Source organism: Xanthomonas chitinilytica (genome assembly GCF_026107455.2).
GTDB classification, from domain to species: domain Bacteria; phylum Pseudomonadota; class Gammaproteobacteria; order Xanthomonadales; family Xanthomonadaceae; genus Stenotrophomonas; species Stenotrophomonas chitinilytica.
Window position 1 is genome coordinate 236,240 of record NZ_JAPCHY010000003.1, and the last position, 21,012, is coordinate 257,251.

The window sequence follows — 21,012 nt, forward strand, 5'->3', positions numbered from 1 at the left end:
GGCGTGGCGCGGATGCGGGCTCCTGCCCCGGCCCTGGCCGCCATCGGCGAAGCGCCGCTGACGGTGCTGCCCGGAGTCGGCCCGGCGGTCGCGGCCAAGCTGCAGGCGCGCGGGCTGGGCGCCCTGCAGGACCTGTGGCTGCACCTGCCGCTGCGCTACGAGGACCGCACCCGGCTGACCGCGATCGCCGCGCTGCAGCCGGGCGTGGCGGCGCAGGTGGAAGGGCGGGTGGCCGCGGTGGAGCGCGGTTTCCGCTACCGGCCGATGCTGCGGGTGGCGATCGAGGACGACACCCGCGGCACGCTGGTGCTGCGTTTCTTCCATTTCCGCGCGCAGCAGGTGGCGCAGTTCGCCATCGGCGCGCGGGTGCGCTGCTACGGCACGCCCAAGCCCGGCCAGCACGGGCTGGAGATCGTGCACCCCAGCTACCGGATACTCGGCCACGCGGGCGACGACGAACTGGGCGAAAGCCTGGACCCGGTGTATCCGGCGGTGGAGGGCATCGGTCCGGCGAGCCTGCGCCGGCTGATCGGGCAGGCGCTGGAGCGGCTGCCCGACGAGGCCGCGCTGGAACTGCTGCCGCAGGACTGGCTGGCCGGCCTGAGCCTGCCTTCGCTGCGCGAGGCGCTGCTGCTGGCGCACCGGCCGCCGCCGGGCGCCGACCTGGCCGCCTTCGCCGCGGGCACGCATCCGGCGCAGCGGCGGCTGGCGCTGGAGGAACTGCTGGCCCACCACCTGAGCCTGCGCCGCCAGCGCATCGCGCTGCAGCGGCACCACGCGCCTTCGCTGCGCGGGCAGGGCGGACTGGTGCGGCAGCTGCGCGAATCGCTGCCGTTCCGGCTCACCGGCGCGCAGCAGCGCGTGTTCGAACAGATCCGCAAGGACCTGGCCAGGGCCCATCCGATGCTGCGGCTGGTGCAGGGCGACGTCGGCTCCGGCAAGACCGTGGTGGCGGCGCTGGCAGCGATGCTGGCGGTGGAGCGGGGCAAGCAGGTGGCGCTGGCCGCACCCACCGAGCTGCTCGCCGAGCAGCACCTGGTCAACCTGCGCGGCTGGCTCGAACCGCTGGGCGTGCGCATCGCCTGGCTGGCCGGCAAGGTCACCGGCAAGACCCGTGCCCAGGCGCTGGCCGACGTGGCCTCCGGACAGGCACAGGTAGTGGTGGGCACCCATGCGCTGATGCAGGAAAGCGTGGTGTTCCACGATCTGGCGCTGGCCATCATCGACGAACAGCACCGCTTCGGCGTGCACCAGCGGCTGGCGCTGCGCGACAAGGGCGCGACCGGTGGCAGCGTGCCGCACCAGCTGGTGATGACCGCCACGCCGATCCCGCGCACGCTGGCGATGGCGGCGTACTCGGACCTGGACGTATCGGCCATCGACGAACTGCCGCCGGGGCGCACGCCGGTGCAGACCAGCGTGATCAGCGCCGAGCGGCGCCCGGAACTGGTCGAGCGCATCCGCATCGCCTGTGCCGAGGGCCGGCAGGCGTACTGGGTGTGCACCCTGATCGACGAAAGCGACGAGGTCGTGGCCACCGCCGCGCAGAACACCTACGAGGCGCTGTCCGCGCAGCTGCCGGAACTGCGCGTCGGCCTGGTGCACGGGCGCATGAAGGCGGCGGAGAAGCAGGCGGCGATGCGCGCGTTCAAGCAGGGCGAGACCGGCCTGCTGGTCGCCACCACGGTGATCGAGGTCGGCGTGGACGTGCCCAACGCCTCGCTGATGATCATCGAGAACGCCGAGCGCCTGGGGCTGGCGCAGCTGCACCAGTTGCGCGGGCGCGTCGGTCGCGGCGCGGCGGCGTCGCGCTGCGTGCTGATGTACCAGGCGCCATTGTCGGCGATGGCGCGGCAGCGGCTGGAAACCATGCGCCAGACCAGCGACGGCTTCCTGATCGCCGAGAAGGACCTGGAACTGCGCGGCCCGGGCGAACTGCTCGGCACCCGGCAGACCGGGCTGGCGGCGTTCCGGGTGGCGGACCTGGTGCGCGACGCCGCGCTGCTGCCGGATATCCACGCCCTGGGCGAGCGCCTGCTGGTGGAGTCGCCGGCGCTGGCCGAGCGCATCGTCGCGCGCTGGATCGGCGGCGCGGTGCGCTACGCCGCGGCGTGACCGCGGTGGCCGCGCTTCCGTTGTCATGCGGCCGATGCCAGACTCCATGGCCAACCAGAAGCGAAAGAGAAGATGAGCAAGAAGATCCCGTTGCTGATTGATACCGACCCGGGCGTGGACGATGCGCTGGCCCTGCTGATGGCGTTCGCCGACCCGCGCCACGACGTGGTCGGGCTGACGGTGGCGGCCGGCAACGTTGGTCTCGAGCACACCGTGCGCAATGCGTTGAAGCTGTGCGAAGTGGCCGGGCGCGAGGACGTGCCGGTGTTCGCCGGCACCGCCGATCCGCTGCTGCACCCGGCGGTGGACGCGGCGCATGTGCACGGTCGCGACGGCTTCGGCGACGTGGACCTGCCCGCGGCGGCGCGCCAGGCCGAGGCCGAGCACGCGGCGCTGGCGATCCTGCGGCTGTCGCACGAATACGCCGGCGAGCTGTTCCTGGTCGCGCTGGGGCCGCTGACCAACATCGCGCTGGCGCTGAAGCTGGACCCGACCCTGCCGCAGCGGGTGAAGCGCTTCCTGGTGATGGGCGGGGCCATCAACGGCCATGGCAACATCACCCCGGTGGCCGAGTTCAACATCGCGTTCGACCCGGAAGCGGCGCACATCGTGTTCAGCACGTTCCCGCATGTCGAAGTGGCCGACTGGGAAGCCACCGTGGCCCATGGCCTGCTGCACGCCGACGTCGGCCCGTGGCTGGCCGCCGATACCGACAAGGCGCGCTTCTACGAGCTGATCTCGCGCCAGACCCGGCTGTGGTCGGAGGACAGCCGCGGCGAGCGCTGGTACGCGGCCGACGCGCTGGCGATGGCGTGGGCGCTGCAGCCGGAGGGCGCGACCCGGGTCGAGCAGCGTCCGCTGAACGTGGAGTTGAACGGCGGCCACAGCCGTGGTGCCACCGTGGTCGACTGGAACCGGCAGACCGGCCAGGCGGACAACACCACGCTGCTGATCGGCTACGACCAGGCCCGTTTCGAGGCCCAGGTGCGGGCGGCGCTGGGCCTGGCCTGAACGCCCATATCCCGGCTTGCTAATTTCCGCAGGCCGGGACTATAATGCCGCTCTTGACCACCAGCCCACACGGTGCGAGCCCATGAAGGCCGACATTCATCCCGATTACCGCAACGTCGTTTTCCACGACGTCACCTCCGATTTCAAGTTCCTGACCCGTTCGACCATGTCTTCCAAGGAGACGGTCAAGTGGGAGGACGGCGAAGAGTATCCGCTGATCAAGGTCGAAATCTCCTCGGCTTCGCATCCGTTCTATACGGGCAAGCACAAGGTCATCGACACCAGCGGCCGCATCGACAAGTTCCAGAAGCGCTACGCGCGCTGAGTCCTTCGAGCGGAAGCCATCGCAACGGCCGCGCCCTGCGCGGCCGTTGCTTTATGCCGTCCGTTTTTTGCCGGGGTTTCCGGCGGCCGATCGCAACGCCCTGTTGCAGCGGCGGCGCTGGTCTACGACTTCTGTCCTAGCGACGACGAAAATGCTGCTATGCGATAATGGCGCGATCCGTGGCGCGAGCCGCGGACTCCACTTCACGCGTCTGCCCGCTCCCCTCATCAGGACAGGCGCCTTCCACTGAGGAGCGCACACTGTGTCCGATCTCGATCAGGTCACGCTCAACGCCGGCGACAAGTCGGTTGTTCTGCCGGTACTCAAGCCCACGCTGGGCAACGATTGCGTCGATATCTCGAAGCTGACCAAGGAAACCGGTCTCTTCACCTATGACTCCGGCTTCACCGCCACCGCCAGCTGCAAGTCCGGCATCACCTACATCGACGGCGACAAGGGCGTGCTGCTGTATCGCGGCTATCCGATCGAACAGCTGTCGGAGAAGTCCAGCTTCGTCGAAGTGGCCTACCTGCTGGTCAACGGCGAGCTGCCGTCTGCCGCGGAGCTGAAGGCCTTCGCCGACGAGCTGGCCGCCGAAGCCGACGTCGATGCCTCGATCAACACCCTGATCGGCAGCTTCGCCAAGGACGCCCACCCGATGGCCATCCTGGCTGCGGCGATCGCCCAGCTGTCGGCGCAGTACCACGACGCGCTGGACCTGTCCGACGCCGGCCAGCGCCGCCAGGCCGCGCTGCGCCTGATCGCCAAGGTGCCGACCCTGTCGGCGCTGATCTACCGCCATGGCAAGGGTCTGCCGGCCAACAAGCCGGACACCTCGCTGGACTACGTCAGCCGCTTCCTGAAGCAGACCTTCGAGTCGGCCGACGGCCAGTACGAGCTGAACCCCGACGTGGTCAAGGCGCTGGACCTGCTGTTCATCCTGCACGCCGACCACGAGCAGAACGCTTCGACCTCGACCGTGCGCCTGGTCGGCTCCACCGGCGCCAACCCGTACGCCTCGGTCGCCGCCGGCGTCACCGCGCTGTGGGGTCCGGCCCACGGTGGCGCCAACGAAGCCGTGCTGAAGATGCTCGAGGAGATCGGTTCGGCCGACAACGTCGAATCCGCCGTGCTCAAGGCCAAGGACAAGAGCTCCGGCTTCCGCCTGATGGGCTTCGGCCATCGCGTGTACAAGAACTTCGACCCGCGCGCCAAGGTCATCGGCGAGATGACCAGGAAGGTGCTGGGCCAGCTGGGCATCCAGGATCCGCTGCTGGACGTGGCCGTCAAGCTGGAGCAGGCCGCGCTGCAGGACGACTACTTCGTCGCCCGCAAGCTGTATCCGAACGTCGATTTCTACAGCGGCATCATCTACAAGGCGCTGCAGATCCCGACCGAGATGTTCACCGTGATGTTCGCCCTGGGTCGCACCGCCGGCTGGGTGTCGCACTGGCTGGAGCAGCAGGTCGATCCGGAAATGAAGATCGGCCGCCCGCGCCAGATCTACACCGGCAGCGACGTGCGCGACTACGGCAAGTGATGGTCTGCGCCGGGCGTCGTTGATGCTCGCGAGAAGAGAGGACCCCGCTTCGGCGGGGTCTTTTCGTTTGCGCGGCGCGGCTCATTCCGCCGGCGCGGCATGGCGGTCGAGGATGGCCATGAGCGCCTTGCGGAGCGCCGTGCCGGCCGGGGCGTTGTCGGGCTTTTCCAGGTAGGCGCGATATGCCCATGTGCCGTCGATGCAGGCTTCCAGCTGGACGGTCTCGCCGGCCAGGGAGCGTGATCCGCTTTCTGCCCCTTGAGTACCCCACAGCACCGGGTTTCGCCACGCGGTTGCCAAGGGAGCCAGCTCTTCCCGTTGAAGCTGCAGGTGTCTGGCACTGTCCGGGGGATGTCCACCGGGGCCGAAAGGCGCGGGTATGTAAGACGACCTGTATGGGTATGCGTCGCCGCGCCATGCGCGCACGTCGACCGATGGACCGTCCACGGTGAGGATCGCCCACCAGGAGGAGCCGTCCGGGCTTTGCGAATGGGCGAAATAGCGCTCCCGGCCGAACGGGCTCGTCTCGTCGCAGAAGCTCGCCATCGACCATCTGCGGCTGTATGGGTTTCCCAGGAAGTAGCGCAGGGCGGGTTCGCTGGCATCGGTGCCGCCGGGAGGGAGCCCGATCAACGCCGTGCGGGGGTGGGGCGGCCCCTTGCGCGCCTGGGGATGCAGGATCACCGCCATGGCGGTGATGGCGGCCAGCGACAGCGCCATCAACCAGACGGCGACGATGCGGGCCTGTTCCGTGTGCTTCCCGGGTGGGAGCGTGCGGGGTGGAGTGGCGGTATCAGCCATCGACGGCCTCCGCCGCGATGTGCTGGCGCAGCTGCGCCAGCGAGGCGCGCGCCATTGGCCGGTCGTCGAGCGCCTGCAGTGGTGGTTGGCGCAGCGCCGAGCGCGGCAGCACCAGCAGTTCGAACGGCACGCCGTCGGCGTCGAACAGCCAGCACGGCAGCGGCGTGCCGCGGCCGTGCTGCAGGCGCAGGCGGCGGGTGGCCAGGTTGGCCGGGATGCGTTGTTCGTGCAGGAAGCGGGGTACGGCCTCGGGTTCGTCGGTGTGCAGGTGCACGGTCACCGGGGTGTGCGCGCTGGCGGTGCCGTCGAGCACCGGGCCGACCAGGCGCGGTTCGAACGGCTGCAGGAAGGCGAGCGCCTGCAGCGCCGCCTCGCGCTTGATGGACAGCGCCGAGGCGTGCGCAGGGCCGGCGAACAGCGCCTGCTGCTGGCGCAGTGCGGTCTCGATCTCGGCCTGGGTAGGCAGGGCCGCCTCGGCGCGGATACCCAGCCGCGCCGCCGCCTTGCGCCGCGCCTGGAAGGGGGCGCCGGCGGAGCCTTCGCGCAACAGGCGGGCGGCGAGCTCGGCGATGCGGAGACGGTCGCGGCTGTCGGTGCGGTCGCTGCGCATGGTCGGTCGTCCGATGGCGGGCCGGGCTCGAGGATAGCCCGGCCCGGCGCGCGGGGATATGCCCGCGCCGGGTTCAGAAGATGTCGAACGCGGCGTCGTCGGCCTGCTGGTCCTGCTGGTTGAAGTCGAATTCCTGCAGGCGGTCCAGGTCCTCGACCTTCACCCATTCGGTCACGCCGTTGAGGGTGGCCTCGACCATCCCGGCCGGCGGCTCGTTGCGGGCGATCGGCTGGTCCTTCAGCGCCACCCGCATGTAGTCGATCCAGATCGGCAGCGCGGACCTTCCGCCGTATTCGCGGTAGCCGAGCGAGCGGAAATCGTCGCGCCCGACCCACACGGTCGTGACGTAGGGACCGCCGAAACCGGAGAACCAGGCGTCGCGGTGGTCGTTGGTGGAGCCGGTCTTGCCGCCGACATCCTCGCGGCCCAGCGTCTTGGCCGCGGCACCGGTGCCGCGCTGGACCACGTCGCGCATCATCGACACCAGCTGGTAGGCGGTGCGTTCGTCGATGGCGCGCGGCGCCACGCGGGCGTCGGGGTCGACGGGTTCCACGGGCTTGGCCGGCTGCTCGCTCGCCTGCTGCGGCCTGGCCGGGGTGGCGGCGCCGAAGTTGAAGCCATCCACGACCTGGCTGGCCGATGCGGTGGCGCTGCCGCCCTGTCCGCCGCAGCCGCGGCAGGCCATCGCCGGGTTCTCCTTGAAGATGACGTTGCCCTCGCGATCGCTCACCTTGTCGATCAGCCAGGTGTCCACGCGCGAACCGCCATTGGCGAACGCGGCATAGCCGCGCGCCACCGACAGTGGCGTGAGCGAGGCGGTACCCAACGACATCGACAGGTTCGGCGGCAGTTCGGCCTCGTCGAAGCCGAACTGGCTGATGTACTTGCGGGTGAATTCCACGCCGATGCCGTCGAGCAGGCGCACCGAGACCAGGTTGCGCGACTGCACCAGCGCCTCGCGCAGGCGCATGGGGCCGCGGAAGCCGCCGCCGTCGTTCTGCGGCGACCAGGTCTTGCCGCGGCGGTCGCGGAACACGACCGGCGCGTCGAGCACGATCGAGGCCGGGTTGAAGCCCTTGTCGAAGGCCGCCGCGTAGACGAACGGCTTGAAGCTGGAGCCGGGTTGGCGGCGGGCCTGGGTGGCGCGGTTGAACTTGTTGCCGGCAAAGCTGAAACCACCGACCAGGGCGCGCAGCGCGCCGCTGTCGGCATCCAGCGACACCAGTGCGGCCTGACCACGCGGGACCTGGTCGATCAGCCACTCGTCTTCCTTGGCGCCGGCGCGGACGCGGATCATGTCGCCGCGGGTGAGCAGCTTGGCCGGGGTACGGTTGGTCCAGCGGCTGGCGGCGACCGGCAGGGTCAGCTCGGTGCGGTTGGCCAGCACGACCGTGGCGCTGCCGTCGGCATGGGTGGCGGCGACGATGGCCGGCAGCAGTCCCGATTGCGGCGCCACGCCGGTCAGGTGGGCGGCCAGGGCGGCCGCATCCGCGTCGGCCGGCACCTCGAAATGCTGCTCCACGCCGTGCCAGCCGTGGCGGTGGTCGTACAGGAACAGGCCATCGCGCACGGCGGAGTTGGCCGCGGCCTGCAGGTCGCCGTCGATGGTGGTGGTGACGTGGTAACCCCGGTCCAGCACGTCGCCGCCGTAGCGGGCGATCATCTCCTGGCGCACCAGCTCGGCCACGTAGGGCGCGTAGACCTGCACCGGCGGCTCGTGCGGGGCGGCGTGCATCGGTACCGCCTTGGCCGCGTCGGCTTCGGCCTGGGTGATGAAATCCAGGTCGGCCATGCGTTGCAGCACGTAGTTGTCGCGGCGCTGGCGTGCGCGTTCGGGATTGCTGAGCGGGTTGCCGCTGGAGGGGAACTTCGGGATGCCTGCCAGCGAGGCCATCTCGTCCAGGTCCAGCTGGTCGAGCTTCTTGCCGTAGTAGTACTCGGCGGCGGCGCCGATGCCGTAGGCGCGGTTGCCGAAGAAACTCTTGTTCAGATAGAGCTCGAAGATCTCGTCCTTGCTCAGCTCCTGCTCGATCTTGCGCGCAAGCAGGATCTCGGCCAGCTTGCGGGTGTAGCTGACCTCGCGGCTGAGGAAGAACTGGCGGGCCACCTGCTGGGTGATGGTCGAGCCGCCCGGCACGCCTTCCTTGGAGCCGCTCCTGGCGATCAGCCACATCGCGCGGGCGATACCCTTGTAGTCGACCCCGCCGTGCTCGTAGAAACGGGCGTCCTCGGTGGCCAGGAATGCCTGCTTCAGCCGTTCCGGGACCTCCTGCATCTGCACCGGGTAGCGCCGGGTCTCGCCGAACACCGCCATCAGCCGGCCATCGCTGGCGTAGACGTACATCGGCTCCTGCAGCTCCACGTTGCGCAGGGACTGGACGTCCGGCAGCTTGGAGGACACTACGTAATAGAGGGCGCCGGCGGCCACGCCGCCCAGAAGCACAAGTACGACAACAATGGCCAGCATCCAGCGCAGCCAACGGCGAAAACGGGGCATCTAGACAGATTCCGATTGCGAATTTCGTGGCCGCAGAGTATAGATTACGCAAGGGAACGGCTGGGGCCGGATCCCGGGGAGAGCAAGGGGAAACCATCTGGGGCTGCGTGACGTGCTTCTCGGCTTGCACGCGGGATGGTTGCCAATTGCGAAAAACTCGTTATTAATGCGCGGGCGCAACTTGCGCGTCCAAGTGCCCGTCGGCAGGGGAGAATCCGTGGGGCTTATCCCAAAAAGTCAGCCGCCGCTCATCGGCGTCGACATCAGTTCGACTGCGGTAAAGCTCTTGCAGCTTTCCCGCAGCGGTAATCGTTTCCGCGTGGAACATTACGCCGTGGAACCACTTCCGCCCAATGCGGTGGTGGAGAAGAACATCGTCGAGGTCGAGGCGGTCGGTGAAGCCATTCGCCGCGCCGTGACCCGTTCGGGAACCAAGGCCAAGCACGCGGCTGCCGCCGTGGCCGGCTCGGCGGTGATCACCAAGGTGATCCCGATGCCGTCCGACCTGGACGAGAACGACCTGGAAGCCCAGGTCGAGCTCGAGGCGGTCAACTACATCCCGTACCCGATCGAGGAAGTGAACCTCGATTTCGAGGTGCTGGGGGCGGTGCCGAACAATCCGGAGATGGTGCAGGTCCTGCTTGCCGCCTCGCGTTCGGAGAACGTCGAGTTGCGGCAGTCCGCGCTCGAGCTCGGCGGCCTGACCGCCAGGGTGATGGACGTGGAGGCCTTCGCGGTCGAGAACGCCTTTGCCCTGGTGGCCAGCGAACTGCCGATCGCCAGTGACGGCGTCGTCGCCCTGGTCGACATCGGCGCCACCATGACCACCCTCAACGTGCTCCGTGGTGGACGCAGCCTGTACAGCCGCGAACAGGTGTTCGGCGGCAAGCAGCTCACCGACGAGGTCATGCGCCGCTACGGCCTGACCTACGAGGAGGCTGGCCTGGCCAAGCGCCAGGGCGGGTTGCCGGAGAGCTACGAGATCGAGGTGCTGGAGCCGTTCAAGGAAGCGACGGTGCAGCAGATCAGTCGCCTGCTGCAGTTCTTCTATGCGGGTAGCGAGTTCAACCGGGTCGACCACATCGTGCTGGCTGGTGGTTGCGCGGCATTGGCCGGGTTGCCCGAGATGGTGGAAGAGCAGCTGGGTGTGGCGACGGTGGTGGCCAATCCGCTGGCGCAGATGACGCTGGGGCCCAAGGTCCAGGCCCATGCCCTGGCGCAGGATGCCCCGGCGCTGATGATCGCCACCGGCCTTGCCATGAGGAGTTTTGACTGATGGCACGGATCAATCTATTGCCGTGGCGCGCCGAACGGCGCAAACAACGCCAACGCGACTTCTACGGGATGCTGGGCTTCGCCGCCGTGGCGGGCGTAGTGCTGTCGCTGCTGATCTGGTTCTACTACGACCGGCAGGTAAGCGGACAGAACGATCGCAACAGCTTCCTGCAGGCCGAGATCGAGAAGGTCAAGGAGCAGAACAAGGAGATCGACCGCCTCGATCGCCAGAAGGACCGCCTGCTGGCGCGCAAGAAGGTGATCGAGGAGCTGCAGGCCAAGCGTTCGCAGATGGTGCATCTGTTCGACTCGCTGGTGCGCACGATCCCTGACGGCGTGGTGCTGACGACGCTCAAGCAGGAAGGCGACATCCTGACCCTGGAAGGACGCACGCAGTCCAACGCACGGGTCAGCGCCTACATGCGCAACCTCGAAAGCTCGGGCTGGATGACCAATCCGGAGCTGTCGATCATCGAGGCCAAGGCCCAGGAGAAGGCGAATACCGGGCCGGTGCTCGACGTGAAGGCATTGCCGTACGTATTCGTGCTCAAGGTGAAGCTGCCGGCGCCGGGCGAAAACCCGTTTGCCGATAAGGCTGCCGAAGAGGCGGTAGAGGCGCAGGCGGTGGAAGCACCCGCGGAAGCCATTCCGGCGTCGGTTGAGCAGGCGGCACCGGCCGACGCCGCAGCACCTGCTGCGACGGCACAGTCGCAGGAGGGAGCAGCGTCGTGAGCCAGAAGAAGATCAAGATCAGCGAACTGGACTTCAACAACATCGGTGGCTGGCCGCAGCGTGCCAAGGTCGTGTTCTGCGCCTTGCTGGCGGTGTTCATCGTGGTCCTGGCGTGGTTCGTCCTGATCAAGGGCAAGCGCGAGGAACTGCAGGGGCTCGACGCACGCGAGGTCACCCTGCGCGCCGAGTTCGAGAAGGAGCAGGGGCGTGCGGTCAACCTGGAGCCGTTGAAGCAGCAGCTGGCGCAGATGGAGCAGGTATTGCAGCAGATGCTGCGACAGCTGCCGAGCAAGACCGAAATGCCGGACCTGATCATCGACATCTCGCAGACGGCGCTGTCCAGCGGACTGAACAACGAGCTGTTCCAGCCCGGACCGGAATCGCCGAAGGAGTTCTACGCGGAGAAGCCGATCGCACTGCGCATGGTGGGTGGCTATCACCAGTTCGGCGCATTCGTCAGCGGGGTGGCATCGCTGCCGCGCGTGGTGATCCTGACCATGCACGACATCAACCTCAAGCCCAAGGATCCGAAGACGGGCATCACCGCCAGGAGCGGGGCGCTCGAACTGTCCGGTACCGTCAAGACCTACCGTTACCTGGACGATGCCGAGATGGATGAGCAGGAAAGGAAGACGGCGGAAGCGGAAGCAGCGTCCAAGAAAAAGGGCGGTAAGAAGGCATGAGTACGACATCGTCTGGAAAGCTTTGTTGCCTGGTGCTGGTGGCGTTGCTGGCCGGTTGCGCCCGCGGGATCACCAGTACTCCCGGGGAGGCGCCGAACCTGCAGAAGTGGGTGGCCGACGTTCGTGCCCGCCCGGCGCCGCCGCTGGACCCGCTGCCGGTGATGCAACAGTTCGAGACCTTCGAATATGCGGCGCAGGGCCTGCGCGATCCGTTCACCGACGCATGGACCAATCCGGATGGGGGCAGCGGTCTGCGGCCGGATCCCAACCGTCGCAAGGAACCGCTGGAGCAGTTTCCGCTCGACAGCCTCGACATGGTCGGCACGATTGGCGGCGGCGCAGGGGTGGTGGCGCTCGTCATGGCGCCGGACAAGGTCACCTACCGCATTCGCCCGGGCGTTTACATGGGCCAGAGCGATGGCCGTGTGACCAGCGTTGGCGAAGATCGAATCGAACTGATTGAACTGGTGCCGGATGGCGCTGGCGGCTGGCTGGAACGCCCGGCTTCGCTTGCGCTTGACGATCAATGATTGACTAGGGGATAGCACGATGACTTTTTCCAAAGCCCTGAGCCTGCGTCCCGCCCGGCGCCAAGCGATGATCCGTGTGTGCGCATTGGGGTTTGCGCTCGCACTGGCCAACGGCTCACTGATGGCCGCGCCTTCGAGCGCTGTCGACCTCAATGCGCACGATCCGGCCAAGTCGGTGCCGGCGACGATCGCGGTATCGAAGATCGACTTCAAGCGCGGCGATGATGGTGCCGGACGGCTGATCCTGCAGTTCGACGGGCAGGGCGCAAGCCCGGACCTGCGCAACCAGGGCAGCAACGTGGTGATCGACATGGGCAATGCCACGCTGCCGGCGGAGCTGCAGCGTCCATTGAACGTGACCGATTTCGCCACGCCGGTGCAGCGCATCGACGCCAAGCCTTCGGGCAACGGTTCGCAACTGGTGCTGAGCACCAACGTCCCGTTCGAGTCGATGGCCTATCAGACCGGCAACGAGTACGTGGTGGAGATCTCTCCGCGCCAGGCCGAGGTGGCCACCGGAGCGGTGAGCGCCAATACGGTCGCCCAAGCGGCAGCGACGGTCGCCGCGCGCGGTTACAGCGGGCGTCCGGTCACCTTCAACTTCCAGGACGTGCCGGTCCGCACCGTGCTGCAGCTGATCGCCGAGGAATCCAACCTCAACGTGGTCGCATCGGACACGGTGCAGGGCAATGTCACGCTGCGCCTGATCAATGTGCCGTGGGACCAGGCGCTGGACATCGTGCTGCGGGCCAAGGGACTGGACAAGCGTCGCGAGGGCGGCGTGATCTGGGTGGCGCCGCAGCCGGAGCTGGCCAAGTTCGAGCAGGACAAGGAGGACGCACGCATCGCGATCGAGAATCGCGTGGACCTCATCACCGATTACATCCAGATCAACTACCACAACGCCGGTGCGATCTTCAAAGCGCTGACCGAGGCCAAGGGCATCGGTGGTAGCAGTGGAGGCAACGGTGGCAGTGGGCAGAACGAGAACGGTTTCCTGTCGCCGCGTGGCCGCATCGTCGCCGACGACCGTACCAATACCCTGATGATCAGCGACATCCCGAAGAAGGTGTCGCAGATGCGCGAGTTGATCGATGTGATCGACCGCCCGGTCGACCAGGTATTGATCGAGGGCCGTATCGTCATCGCTACCGATACGTTCGCCCGCGACCTGGGTGCGAAGTTCGGTGTCGGCGGCCGCCGCAGCTACAACAACGGCGACAACACCGCGACCATCGGCAGCGGTGCCAGCGGCAACGCGAATGCGACCCGTGGGTTGAATGTGAGCCTGCCGGCGGGTTCGTTCACCAATCCCGGCGCCGCTGGTGCTCCGAGCATCGCTTACACCCTGCTTGGCGCGAACTTCAATCTTGATCTGGAGCTGTCCGCGTTGCAGGAAGAAGGCCGGGGCGAGGTCATTTCCAACCCGCGCATCGTCACCGCCAACCAGCGCGAGGGCGTGATCAAGCAGGGCAAGGAGATCGGTTATGTCACCATTACCGGCGGTGGGAGCGCTGGAGGTGGTCAGGCCACGCCCAACGTGCAGTTCAAGGAAGTGTTGCTGGAACTGAAGGTCACCCCGACCATCACCCAGGACAATCGTGTTTTCCTGAACATGAATGTCAAGAAGGATGAGGTCGATCAGTACCTGGAGCTGGATGGCTACGGCGTAGTTCCGACGATCAACCGCCGCGAGATCAACACCGCGGTGCTGGTCGAGGATGGGCAGACGGTAGTGATCGGTGGCGTGTACGAATTCAGCGACCGCAGCAGCGTCGCCAAGGTACCGTTCCTGGGCGATGTGCCGTTCCTCGGCAACCTGTTCAAGAAGCGCGGCCGCGGCAAGGACAAGGCGGAACTGCTGGTGTTCGTGACGCCGAAGATCCTGCGGGTGGCGAAGGCGAACTGAGTCCTGTCGCAAGCAGCAGTACGAGGGGCCGCCATGTGCGGCCCCTTTCGTTTTGCTCCAGCGCCAAGCCCGCCGATGCGACGGATATCGGGAACCATTTCACGAGCGATGGGTCAGAATGCGTCTATGAACCTGCCACCACAGCTCCCTGCCCACAGCGAAAGCGTCCCCGTACCGGATACCGATCGACTGCATGACGACTTCGTGCAACTGCGCGATGCGCTGTCGTCGGCCATCGTCGGCCAGTCGGCGCTGATCGAACGCCTGTTGATCGCACTGCTGGCCGACGGCCATCTGCTGGTCGAGGGCGCGCCGGGCCTGGCCAAGACCACCGCGATCCGCGCCCTGGCCTCGCGCCTGGAGGCCGATTTCGCGCGGGTGCAGTTCACGCCCGACCTGCTGCCGGCCGACCTGACCGGCACCGAGGTCTGGCGTCCGCAGGAAGGTCGCTTCGAATTCCTGCCCGGGCCGATCTTCCACCCGATCCTGCTGGCCGACGAGATCAACCGCGCGCCGGCCAAGGTGCAGTCGGCCCTGCTGGAAGCGATGGGCGAACGGCAGGTCACCGTCGGCCGCCATACCTATGCGCTGCCGCCGCTGTTCCTGGTGATGGCCACGCAGAACCCGATCGAGCAGGAGGGAACATTCCCGCTGCCGGAGGCGCAGCTGGACCGCTTCCTGATGCACGTGCGGATCGGCTACCCCGACGCCGGCGCCGAAGCGGAGATCCTGCGGCTGGCGCGCGAGCGGGCGATGCAGGACCTGGACCATGCGCCCCCCGCGGCGCGCAAGCTGCCGTTGCAGGCGATCGACGATGCGCGCCGGGCGGTGCTGGGCCTGCACATGGCGCCGCAACTGGAGCGCTACCTGATCGAGCTGGTGTTGGCCTCGCGCGATGCCAGCGCCTACGACCCGGCGCTGGCCAGGCGCATCGCCTGGGGGGCCAGCCCGCGTGGCTCGATCGCGCTGGAGCGCTGCGCGCGGGCCCGCGCCTGGTTGGCGGGGCGCGACTATGTCACGCCTGACGACGTGCGCGCGGTGGCCCCGGACGTGCTGCGGCACCGTGTCCTGCCCAGCTACGAAGCGACGGCCGAAGGCTGGGACGGCGAGCGGCTGGTGGCGGAGTTGCTGGACCGTGTTCCGCTGCCCTGAGCCACGTCGGGCGATGCCGGGACGATGCATATGAAGCGCGCGTCTGCCGATACGGCACGAGGGGCGGCGCCTGGCGACGGCATCCGGCCGACCCTGGCCGAACTGATCGCGTTGCGGCAGCGGGTGCCGCGCTCGCATGCCACCCGCCAGGGCCGGCACGGCGCGAGCGGAACGGCGCCGGCGGCCACGCGCGGACGCGGCATGGAATACGCCGAGTCGCGCGAATACGTGGTCGGCGACGACGCGCGGCATATCGACTGGCGGCTCACCGCCCGCAGCGGGCGTACCCATACCAAGCTCTTCCAGGCCGAGCGCGAACGCCTCACCCTGATCGTGGCCGATACCGCGCCGGCGCTCTATTTCGGTACCCGGGTCCGCTTCAAGTCGGTGCAGGCGGCGCGTGCCGGGGCCGTGGCCGCGTGGCTGGCGCAGCGCCAGGGCGACCGGGTGGCGGCATTGCGCGGCAGCCGCGCCGAAGCGCCGGTGCCGCCGGCGGGCGGACCGCGGGGTGTGTTGAAGGTGCTGGATGCATTGACCCGCTGGTATGCGCAGGCGCCGGCCGACGATGCCGGGCTGGCGGTGGCGCTGGAGCATGCCGCACGCCTGCTGCGGCCGGGATCGCGACTGGTGGTGCTGGCCGATCCGGAGAGCGCGGCGCAGGTTCCGCTGTCGCGCTGGTCGGGGCTGGCGCTGCATCACGAAGTGATCGTGCTGCTGCAGGCGGACCCGCTGGAACTTGCGCCGCCGCACGGGATGCTGTCGTTCCTGGCGCAGGGGCGGCGACTGGAGATCGACCTCGATTCGGAGGCGGCGCGCATGCGCTGGCAGCAGGCCTTCGTCGCGCCGTTGCGGCAGCTGATGGAAGCGCTGCCGGGACGCCGCATCCAGGTGCACAGCCTGGCCTGCGACGACGACAGCGACGCCTGGCTGGCGGCGTCCGGCCGGCCGGTGGCGGCATGATTGCCACCCGGCTCCCCCTGCGCGACGTGTACCTGCCGCCCGCGCCGGGCTGGTGGCCGCCGGCACCGGGCTGGTGGCTGCTGGCGGCGATGCTGGCGCTGGCATTGGCGGTACCGGCATTGTTGCGGTGGCGCCGCAGACGGCGGCGGCAGCGCTGGCAGGCCATGTTCGCCAGTGCCATCGAAGCGGCGGAAGGGCCGTCGGCGCAACTGGCGGCGATGTCCGGGCTGCTGCGGCGCGCGGCCCGGCAGCTCGATGCCGAGGCGGCCACCTTGCAGGGCGAGGCGTGGCTGCGCTTTCTCGATGGCGCGAAGCGACGCGATTTTTCCGAGGGCGATGGCCGCCTGCTGCTCGACGGCGGCTTCCGCCGCGACGCGGACGCCGAGGGCGTTGCCCGGGCGGGTGAGTTGGCGCAGGCGCGTTTCCTCGAACTGATGGCCGGCCGGCGATGAGCGGCTGGGACTGGACAGGGTGGCTGGAGGGCTTCGCCTGGCCCTGGGCGTGGCTGGCGCTGCCGTTGCCCTGGCTGATGCGCTGGTGGCCGCAGCGGACGGGAGCCGCGCCGGCGCTGCGTGTGCCGTACCGGTACGAACAACTGCAGGCAGTGGCTGGCGGCGGCACCGCGTCCGCGCTGCACGGTGGCCGGTGGCTGCTGTGGCTGGCCTGGGCCTGCCTGTGCGCCGCGGCCGCACGGCCGCAGCAACTGGGCGAAGCGGTGGCGCCGCCGCAGCAGGCGCGGCAGATGATGCTGGCGGTGGACCTGTCGGGCAGCATGAGCGAGGCGGACATGCAGCTGGGTGGCCGCGTGGTGGACCGGCTGACCGCGGCCAAGGCGGTACTGGCCGATTTCCTCGAACGCCGCCAGGGCGATCGCGTCGGCCTGCTGGTGTTCGGCCAGCGCGCCTATGCGCTGACGCCGCTGACCACGGACCTCGCCTCCGTGCGCGAACAGCTGCGCGACAGCGTGGTCGGGCTGGCCGGGCGCGAGACCGCGCTGGGCGACGCGATCGCGCTGTCGGTCAAGCGCCTGCGCGAGCAACCCCACGGGCAACGGGTACTGATCCTGTTGACCGACGGCGTCAACACCGCCGGCGTGCTGGAGCCGCTCAAGGCGGCCGAACTGGCCAGGGCCGAAGGCGTGCGCGTGCACACCATCGCCTTCGGCGGCAGCGGCGGCGGCCTCTCGCTGTTCGGCCTGCAGATAGCGACCGGCGAGGATCCGATCGACGAGGAGACACTGGGCAGGATCGCGCAGGAAACCGGCGGACGGTTCTTCCGCGCCCGCGATACCGCCGAACTGGCCGGCATCTACGCCGAGCTGGACCGGCTGGAGCCGATACAGGCGCAGGGGCCCGCGGTGCGGCCGCGGATCGAACGCTACCCGCTGCCCCTGGCGTTGGCGTTGGGCCTGGGGACCCTGGCTTTCGCGTGGCCGAGGCGCTGGCCATGAACGCCTTCTGGCAGTCGCTGCACTTCCTGCGTCCCGAATGGTTGTGGGCGCTGCTGCTGGTACCGCTGGCGGCCGTCGTCTGGTGGCTCCGCCAGCGGCATCGCAACCGCTGGCGCGAGGCGGTGGACCCGCACCTGCTGCCGCATCTGCTGGTCGGCGGCAGCCGGCGTTCGCTGGCCGGGTTCGGGTGGCTGGCGCTGGGCATCGTGCTGGCGGCATTGGCCCTGGCTGGACCGAGCTGGCGGCAGGTCGAGCAGCCCTTGTGGCAGTCGCAGGTACCGCTGGTACTGGCGCTGGACCTGTCCAGCCGTACCGGCGCCACCGACTTGCCGCCGTCGCGCCTGCTGCAGGCACGGGCGAAGCTGGCGACCCTGTTGCGCGAGCGCCGGGGTGGCGAAGTGGCGCTGGTGGTCTATGCCGAGGACGCCTTCACCGTCGCGCCGCTGACCGAAGACACCGCCAACGTGGTCTTGTTCCTCGATGCGCTGGCGCTGGAGGTGATGCCGGTGGATGGCCAGCGTGCCGACCGTGCCATTGCCTGGGCCACCGGACTGCTGCGGCAGACCGGCGCGCGTCGCGGCGACATCGTGCTGCTGACCGACCAGGCCGATGCCGCGGCGCATACCGCGGCGGCGCAGGCACTGGCCTCGGGCTACCGCGTTTCCGTGCTGGGGCTTGGCACGGCGCAAGGCGCGGCCTTCCGCACCCGCAATGGCGGCATCGGCCAGGCACGGTTGGACGAAACATCGCTGCGTGCGCTGGCCAATGCCGGCGGTGGCCGCTATGCGAAGTTGGCCGCTGGCGACGCCGACCTGCAGGCGCTGGACGTGCTGCAGCCGTCGCAGCAGACCGGCGACGTCCGCGACGGAAGCGCGGGCAAGGCCTGGCGCGACGACGGCTATTGGTTGTTGCCGGCCTTGATGCTGCTCGGCCTGCTGGCCTTCCGTCGTCGCGGTGCGCTGGCGGTGCTGGCGCTGGCCTGCCTGCTGCCGGCGTCGCTGCCGGCGCAGGCGGCCGAAACCAGCTTGTGGCGACGTGCCGACCAGGCGCGCCAGGAGCAGCTGGCCGAAGGCGTGGCGGCGTATCGCAAGGGCGATTTCGCCGGCGCGCAGCGGCGCTTCGAAGGAATCGACGATGCCCCGGGCTGGTACAACCTGGGCAATGCCCTCGCGCGACAGGGCCGTTACGACGACGCCATCGACGCCTACGACCGCGCGCTCCAGCACCAGCCGGGCATGCCCGACGCGCTGGCCAATCGCGAAGCCGTGGAAGCGGCACGCCGGCGGCAGTCGCAACAGCCGCAGGGCCAGGGACAACCTTCGTCGCAGGGCGACGGCGATTCGCAGGCCGGTGCGCCGGATGCGCAGCCGCAGGCCGACGAAGGCCAGGATGCGCCGTCGTCGGATGGCAGTTCCCCGGACGATCCGTCCGCACAGGAACGATCTGCCGGACCGGGCCTGGACGAGGACAAAGACAAGGCGCAGCCGCCGCAGGCCGAGGATGCGCAGGCGCAGGAGCAGGCCGACCAGGCCCAGCGCGAGCGCATGCAGCAGGCGATGCAGCAGGGCCAGGACCAGGATGGGCAGCCATCGGACCCGGCGCAGCCGGCCGAGAGCGCCGAGCAGCGCGAACGCCGGCAGGCGGTGGAAGCATGGATGCGGCGGGTGCCGGACGATCCGGGCAGCCTGTTGAAGACCAAGTTCCAGCTCGAACACGAGCGACGCAGGCGGGAAGGGCGATGAGACAGCGATGGCGCATCCGGTTCGGGAGCTGGCTGCTGGCGGTGGCGGCGTTGTGCCCGGTAGCGGCCGTGCAGGCGGAAACCCGCGCCTGGCTGGACCGCGCCACCGTCGGCGATGGCGAAACCGTCACCCTCAACATCGAGAGCGACCAGACCGGCGCCGCGCCGGACTATGCGCCGCTGCAGGCCGACTTCGCCCTGAGCGGACAGACCAGCAGCCGCCAGGTGCGGTGGGACAACGGCAACCTGTCGTCCAAGGCGCTGTTCGGGGTGGCGTTGACCCCGCGCCGCAGCGGAACGCTGGAAATTCCGTCGCTGCGGGTCGGCAACGAGCGCACCGCGCCGTTGCGGCTGCAGGTCCAGGCCGGCGCACCGGCGACCCAGGCGCGCCGCGGCGATGAGGCGGCCTTCATCGAAACCGATGTCGACGATGCCCAGCCCTACGTGCAGCAGAGCGTGGGCGTGGTGGTGCGGCTGTACTTCGCCACCCAGCTGGCGTCGGGCGAACTGGTGCTCGACACCCCGGCCGGCGCCTCGCTGCAGCGCGTGGGCGAGGACCGCAGCCTGGTGCGCGAAGTGGGCGGGCGCCGCTACAACGTGGTCGAGCGCCGCTTCCTGCTGATTCCCGAACGCAGCGGCCCGCTGCAGCTGGACGGCGCCCGCTTCAACGGCCGCGGCGTCGGCGGCTTCTTCGACGATTTCTTCGGCCGCGGCAACGGCCAGCTGAGCGCGCGCGGCCCGGCGCGGACGCTGCAGGTGCAGGCGCAGCCGGACGGCGCGCCGCAGCCGTGGCTGCCGTTGCAGGATCTGCGCCTGCGCTACACCGCCACGCCGCAGGCGGCACGGGTGGGCGAGGCGGCGACGCTGGTGCTGGAAGCGGTGGCGACCGGCGCGACCCGTGCGCAGTTCCCGGAACTGCCGGTGCCGTCGCTGGGCGATGCCGCCCAGGTCTTCGCCGAGCCGGCGCAGTACGACGAGACCTTCGTCGGCGGCAGCCCGCAGCTGAAGCTCACCCGGCGCTACTCGATCGTGCCGCAGCAGGCCGGCACGCTGCGCCTGTCCGGCATCGGCATGGACTGGTGGGACGTGGCCAGCGGGCGCGCGCGCAAGGCCACGGTGCCGGACCTGGAAATCGAGGTCGCCGCCGGCCGCGGCGGCCTGGCGCTGCCACCGCCCGCCTTGCCGGATGCGGCAGCCGCCGGTTCGAGCGTTGTCGACGACTCGCTGACCCTGGCGCCGCATGCGTCCGCGCCGGCATGGCCGTGGATCGCGCTGGCGGCCGGGTTCGCGCTGCTGTGGCTGCTGACCCTGGCCTGGGCGCTGCGCCGCGGCCGTGGCCAACCGGCCCGGGAAGGGGCGCCGACGCAACCGCGCAGCACCTCCCATGGCCTGCCGGACCTGCGGCGCGCGCTGGAGGCCGGCGGCCTGGACGAGGTGGAGCGGATCCTGTGCGACATGGCCGGGGTCGCCGAACTGGATGCGGTGGTCGCGCGATTGCAGGATCCGGCCCAGCGCGAGGCGCTGCAGCGCATGCAGCGGGCACGCTGGGGCGGTGGCGGCGACGTGGCTGCCGCCCGCCGCGCGTTGCGCGAGGCGCTGCGCGACGGTCCGCGCTGGCAGGCGCCGGCGAAGGCGGAAAAAAGCGAGCTGCCGCCCCTGTACCCTGCGGACAGATAGCGCA

At 69.3% G+C, this 21,012-nt stretch carries 18 protein-coding genes; 15 read left to right on the top strand and 3 right to left on the bottom strand.

What is annotated here, in order from left to right; all coding sequences use genetic code 11:
- The first annotated feature begins 12 nt into the window (after positions 1 to 12).
- From recG to OK345_RS05035, 4 genes are all read left to right on the top strand, one after another.
- A complete protein-coding gene (recG, locus tag OK345_RS05020; RefSeq protein ID WP_265154915.1) occupies positions 13 to 2,115 on the top strand; it encodes an ATP-dependent DNA helicase RecG in 2,103 nt (700 codons plus the stop codon).
- 72 nt (positions 2,116 to 2,187) lie between these two features.
- The gene (locus OK345_RS05025) at positions 2,188 to 3,126 is read left to right on the top strand and encodes a nucleoside hydrolase (RefSeq protein WP_265126831.1); all 939 of its coding nucleotides are present in this window, start codon (positions 2,188 to 2,190) and stop codon (positions 3,124 to 3,126) included.
- An 82-nt stretch (positions 3,127 to 3,208) separates the two neighbouring features.
- Complete coding sequence (locus OK345_RS05030; RefSeq protein WP_265126832.1) at positions 3,209 to 3,451, top strand: type B 50S ribosomal protein L31; 243 nt, start codon at positions 3,209 to 3,211, stop codon at positions 3,449 to 3,451.
- Positions 3,452 to 3,713: 262 nt separating this feature from the next.
- On the top strand, positions 3,714 to 4,991 hold the full coding sequence (locus OK345_RS05035) for a citrate synthase (RefSeq protein ID WP_265126833.1): 1,278 nt from the start codon (positions 3,714 to 3,716) through the stop codon (positions 4,989 to 4,991).
- A gap of 81 nt (positions 4,992 to 5,072) precedes the next feature.
- On the opposite strand, the gene OK345_RS05040 is transcribed toward OK345_RS05035, so the two are convergent.
- From OK345_RS05040 to OK345_RS05050, 3 genes are all read right to left on the bottom strand, one after another.
- Positions 5,073 to 5,792 (bottom strand): hypothetical protein, encoded by a 720-nt coding sequence (locus tag OK345_RS05040; RefSeq protein WP_265126834.1) that lies wholly within the window; start codon positions 5,790 to 5,792, stop codon positions 5,073 to 5,075.
- The gene (locus tag OK345_RS05045; protein WP_265126835.1) at positions 5,785 to 6,402 is read right to left on the bottom strand and encodes a hypothetical protein; all 618 of its coding nucleotides are present in this window, start codon (positions 6,400 to 6,402) and stop codon (positions 5,785 to 5,787) included. Before OK345_RS05045 ends, OK345_RS05040 begins: the two co-directional genes overlap by 8 nt.
- A gap of 73 nt (positions 6,403 to 6,475) precedes the next feature.
- On the bottom strand, positions 6,476 to 8,899 hold the full coding sequence (locus tag OK345_RS05050; RefSeq protein ID WP_265126836.1) for a penicillin-binding protein 1A: 2,424 nt from the start codon (positions 8,897 to 8,899) through the stop codon (positions 6,476 to 6,478).
- Positions 8,900 to 9,116: 217 nt separating this feature from the next.
- Between OK345_RS05050 and OK345_RS05055 the strand changes: the two genes are divergently transcribed.
- The 11 genes from OK345_RS05055 (at position 9,117) to OK345_RS05105 (ending at position 21,008) form a co-directional block, all read left to right on the top strand.
- The gene (locus OK345_RS05055; RefSeq protein ID WP_265154972.1) at positions 9,117 to 10,175 is read left to right on the top strand and encodes a type IV pilus assembly protein PilM; all 1,059 of its coding nucleotides are present in this window, start codon (positions 9,117 to 9,119) and stop codon (positions 10,173 to 10,175) included.
- A complete protein-coding gene (locus tag OK345_RS05060; RefSeq protein WP_265126837.1) occupies positions 10,175 to 10,906 on the top strand; it encodes a PilN domain-containing protein in 732 nt (243 codons plus the stop codon). The genes OK345_RS05055 and OK345_RS05060 overlap by 1 nt, the downstream gene beginning before the upstream one ends.
- Entirely contained in the window at positions 10,903 to 11,589 is a 687-nt protein-coding gene (locus OK345_RS05065) for a type IV pilus inner membrane component PilO (RefSeq protein WP_265126838.1), read from the top strand. Before OK345_RS05060 ends, OK345_RS05065 begins: the two co-directional genes overlap by 4 nt.
- The gene (locus tag OK345_RS05070; RefSeq protein ID WP_265126839.1) at positions 11,586 to 12,119 is read left to right on the top strand and encodes a pilus assembly protein PilP; all 534 of its coding nucleotides are present in this window, start codon (positions 11,586 to 11,588) and stop codon (positions 12,117 to 12,119) included. Before OK345_RS05065 ends, OK345_RS05070 begins: the two co-directional genes overlap by 4 nt.
- Positions 12,120 to 12,138: 19 nt before the next feature.
- Complete coding sequence (locus tag OK345_RS05075) at positions 12,139 to 14,028, top strand: type IV pilus secretin PilQ (protein ID WP_265126840.1); 1,890 nt, start codon at positions 12,139 to 12,141, stop codon at positions 14,026 to 14,028.
- A gap of 126 nt (positions 14,029 to 14,154) precedes the next feature.
- The gene (locus OK345_RS05080) at positions 14,155 to 15,180 is read left to right on the top strand and encodes an AAA family ATPase (protein WP_265126841.1); all 1,026 of its coding nucleotides are present in this window, start codon (positions 14,155 to 14,157) and stop codon (positions 15,178 to 15,180) included.
- A 30-nt stretch (positions 15,181 to 15,210) separates the two neighbouring features.
- Complete coding sequence (locus OK345_RS05085; RefSeq protein WP_265126842.1) at positions 15,211 to 16,140, top strand: DUF58 domain-containing protein; 930 nt, start codon at positions 15,211 to 15,213, stop codon at positions 16,138 to 16,140.
- Positions 16,137 to 16,592, top strand: a complete 456-nt coding sequence (locus OK345_RS05090; RefSeq protein WP_265126843.1) for a DUF4381 family protein — start codon at positions 16,137 to 16,139, stop codon at positions 16,590 to 16,592. The genes OK345_RS05085 and OK345_RS05090 overlap by 4 nt, the downstream gene beginning before the upstream one ends.
- Positions 16,589 to 17,590, top strand: coding sequence for a vWA domain-containing protein (locus OK345_RS05095; protein WP_265126844.1), 1,002 nt, complete (start codon positions 16,589 to 16,591; stop codon positions 17,588 to 17,590). The genes OK345_RS05090 and OK345_RS05095 overlap by 4 nt, the downstream gene beginning before the upstream one ends.
- On the top strand, positions 17,587 to 19,332 hold the full coding sequence (locus tag OK345_RS05100; protein ID WP_265126845.1) for a tetratricopeptide repeat protein: 1,746 nt from the start codon (positions 17,587 to 17,589) through the stop codon (positions 19,330 to 19,332). Before OK345_RS05095 ends, OK345_RS05100 begins: the two co-directional genes overlap by 4 nt.
- The gene (locus tag OK345_RS05105) at positions 19,329 to 21,008 is read left to right on the top strand and encodes a BatD family protein (protein ID WP_265126846.1); all 1,680 of its coding nucleotides are present in this window, start codon (positions 19,329 to 19,331) and stop codon (positions 21,006 to 21,008) included. Before OK345_RS05100 ends, OK345_RS05105 begins: the two co-directional genes overlap by 4 nt.
- The last annotated feature ends 4 nt before the right edge of the window (positions 21,009 to 21,012 follow it).

Excerpts from the sequence above, each read along its gene's own strand:
- OK345_RS05085 (WP_265126842.1), top strand. The coding sequence starts at position 15,211 with ATGAAGCGCGCGTCTGCCGATACGGCACGAGGGGCGGCGCCTGGCGAC.
- OK345_RS05040 (WP_265126834.1), bottom strand. The coding sequence starts at position 5,792 with ATGGCTGATACCGCCACTCCACCCCGCACGCTCCCACCCGGGAAGCAC.
- OK345_RS05100 (WP_265126845.1), top strand. The coding sequence starts at position 17,587 with ATGAACGCCTTCTGGCAGTCGCTGCACTTCCTGCGTCCCGAATGGTTG.
- OK345_RS05090 (WP_265126843.1), top strand. The coding sequence starts at position 16,137 with ATGATTGCCACCCGGCTCCCCCTGCGCGACGTGTACCTGCCGCCCGCG.
- OK345_RS05105 (WP_265126846.1), top strand. The coding sequence starts at position 19,329 with ATGAGACAGCGATGGCGCATCCGGTTCGGGAGCTGGCTGCTGGCGGTG.
- OK345_RS05075 (WP_265126840.1), top strand. The coding sequence starts at position 12,139 with ATGACTTTTTCCAAAGCCCTGAGCCTGCGTCCCGCCCGGCGCCAAGCG.
- OK345_RS05060 (WP_265126837.1), top strand. The coding sequence starts at position 10,175 with ATGGCACGGATCAATCTATTGCCGTGGCGCGCCGAACGGCGCAAACAA.
- recG (WP_265154915.1), top strand. The coding sequence starts at position 13 with ATGCGGGCTCCTGCCCCGGCCCTGGCCGCCATCGGCGAAGCGCCGCTG.
- OK345_RS05025 (WP_265126831.1), top strand. The coding sequence starts at position 2,188 with ATGAGCAAGAAGATCCCGTTGCTGATTGATACCGACCCGGGCGTGGAC.
- OK345_RS05080 (WP_265126841.1), top strand. The coding sequence starts at position 14,155 with ATGAACCTGCCACCACAGCTCCCTGCCCACAGCGAAAGCGTCCCCGTA.
- OK345_RS05050 (WP_265126836.1), bottom strand. The coding sequence starts at position 8,899 with ATGCCCCGTTTTCGCCGTTGGCTGCGCTGGATGCTGGCCATTGTTGTC.
- OK345_RS05030 (WP_265126832.1), top strand. The coding sequence starts at position 3,209 with ATGAAGGCCGACATTCATCCCGATTACCGCAACGTCGTTTTCCACGAC.
- OK345_RS05095 (WP_265126844.1), top strand. The coding sequence starts at position 16,589 with ATGAGCGGCTGGGACTGGACAGGGTGGCTGGAGGGCTTCGCCTGGCCC.
- OK345_RS05045 (WP_265126835.1), bottom strand. The coding sequence starts at position 6,402 with ATGCGCAGCGACCGCACCGACAGCCGCGACCGTCTCCGCATCGCCGAG.
- OK345_RS05070 (WP_265126839.1), top strand. The coding sequence starts at position 11,586 with ATGAGTACGACATCGTCTGGAAAGCTTTGTTGCCTGGTGCTGGTGGCG.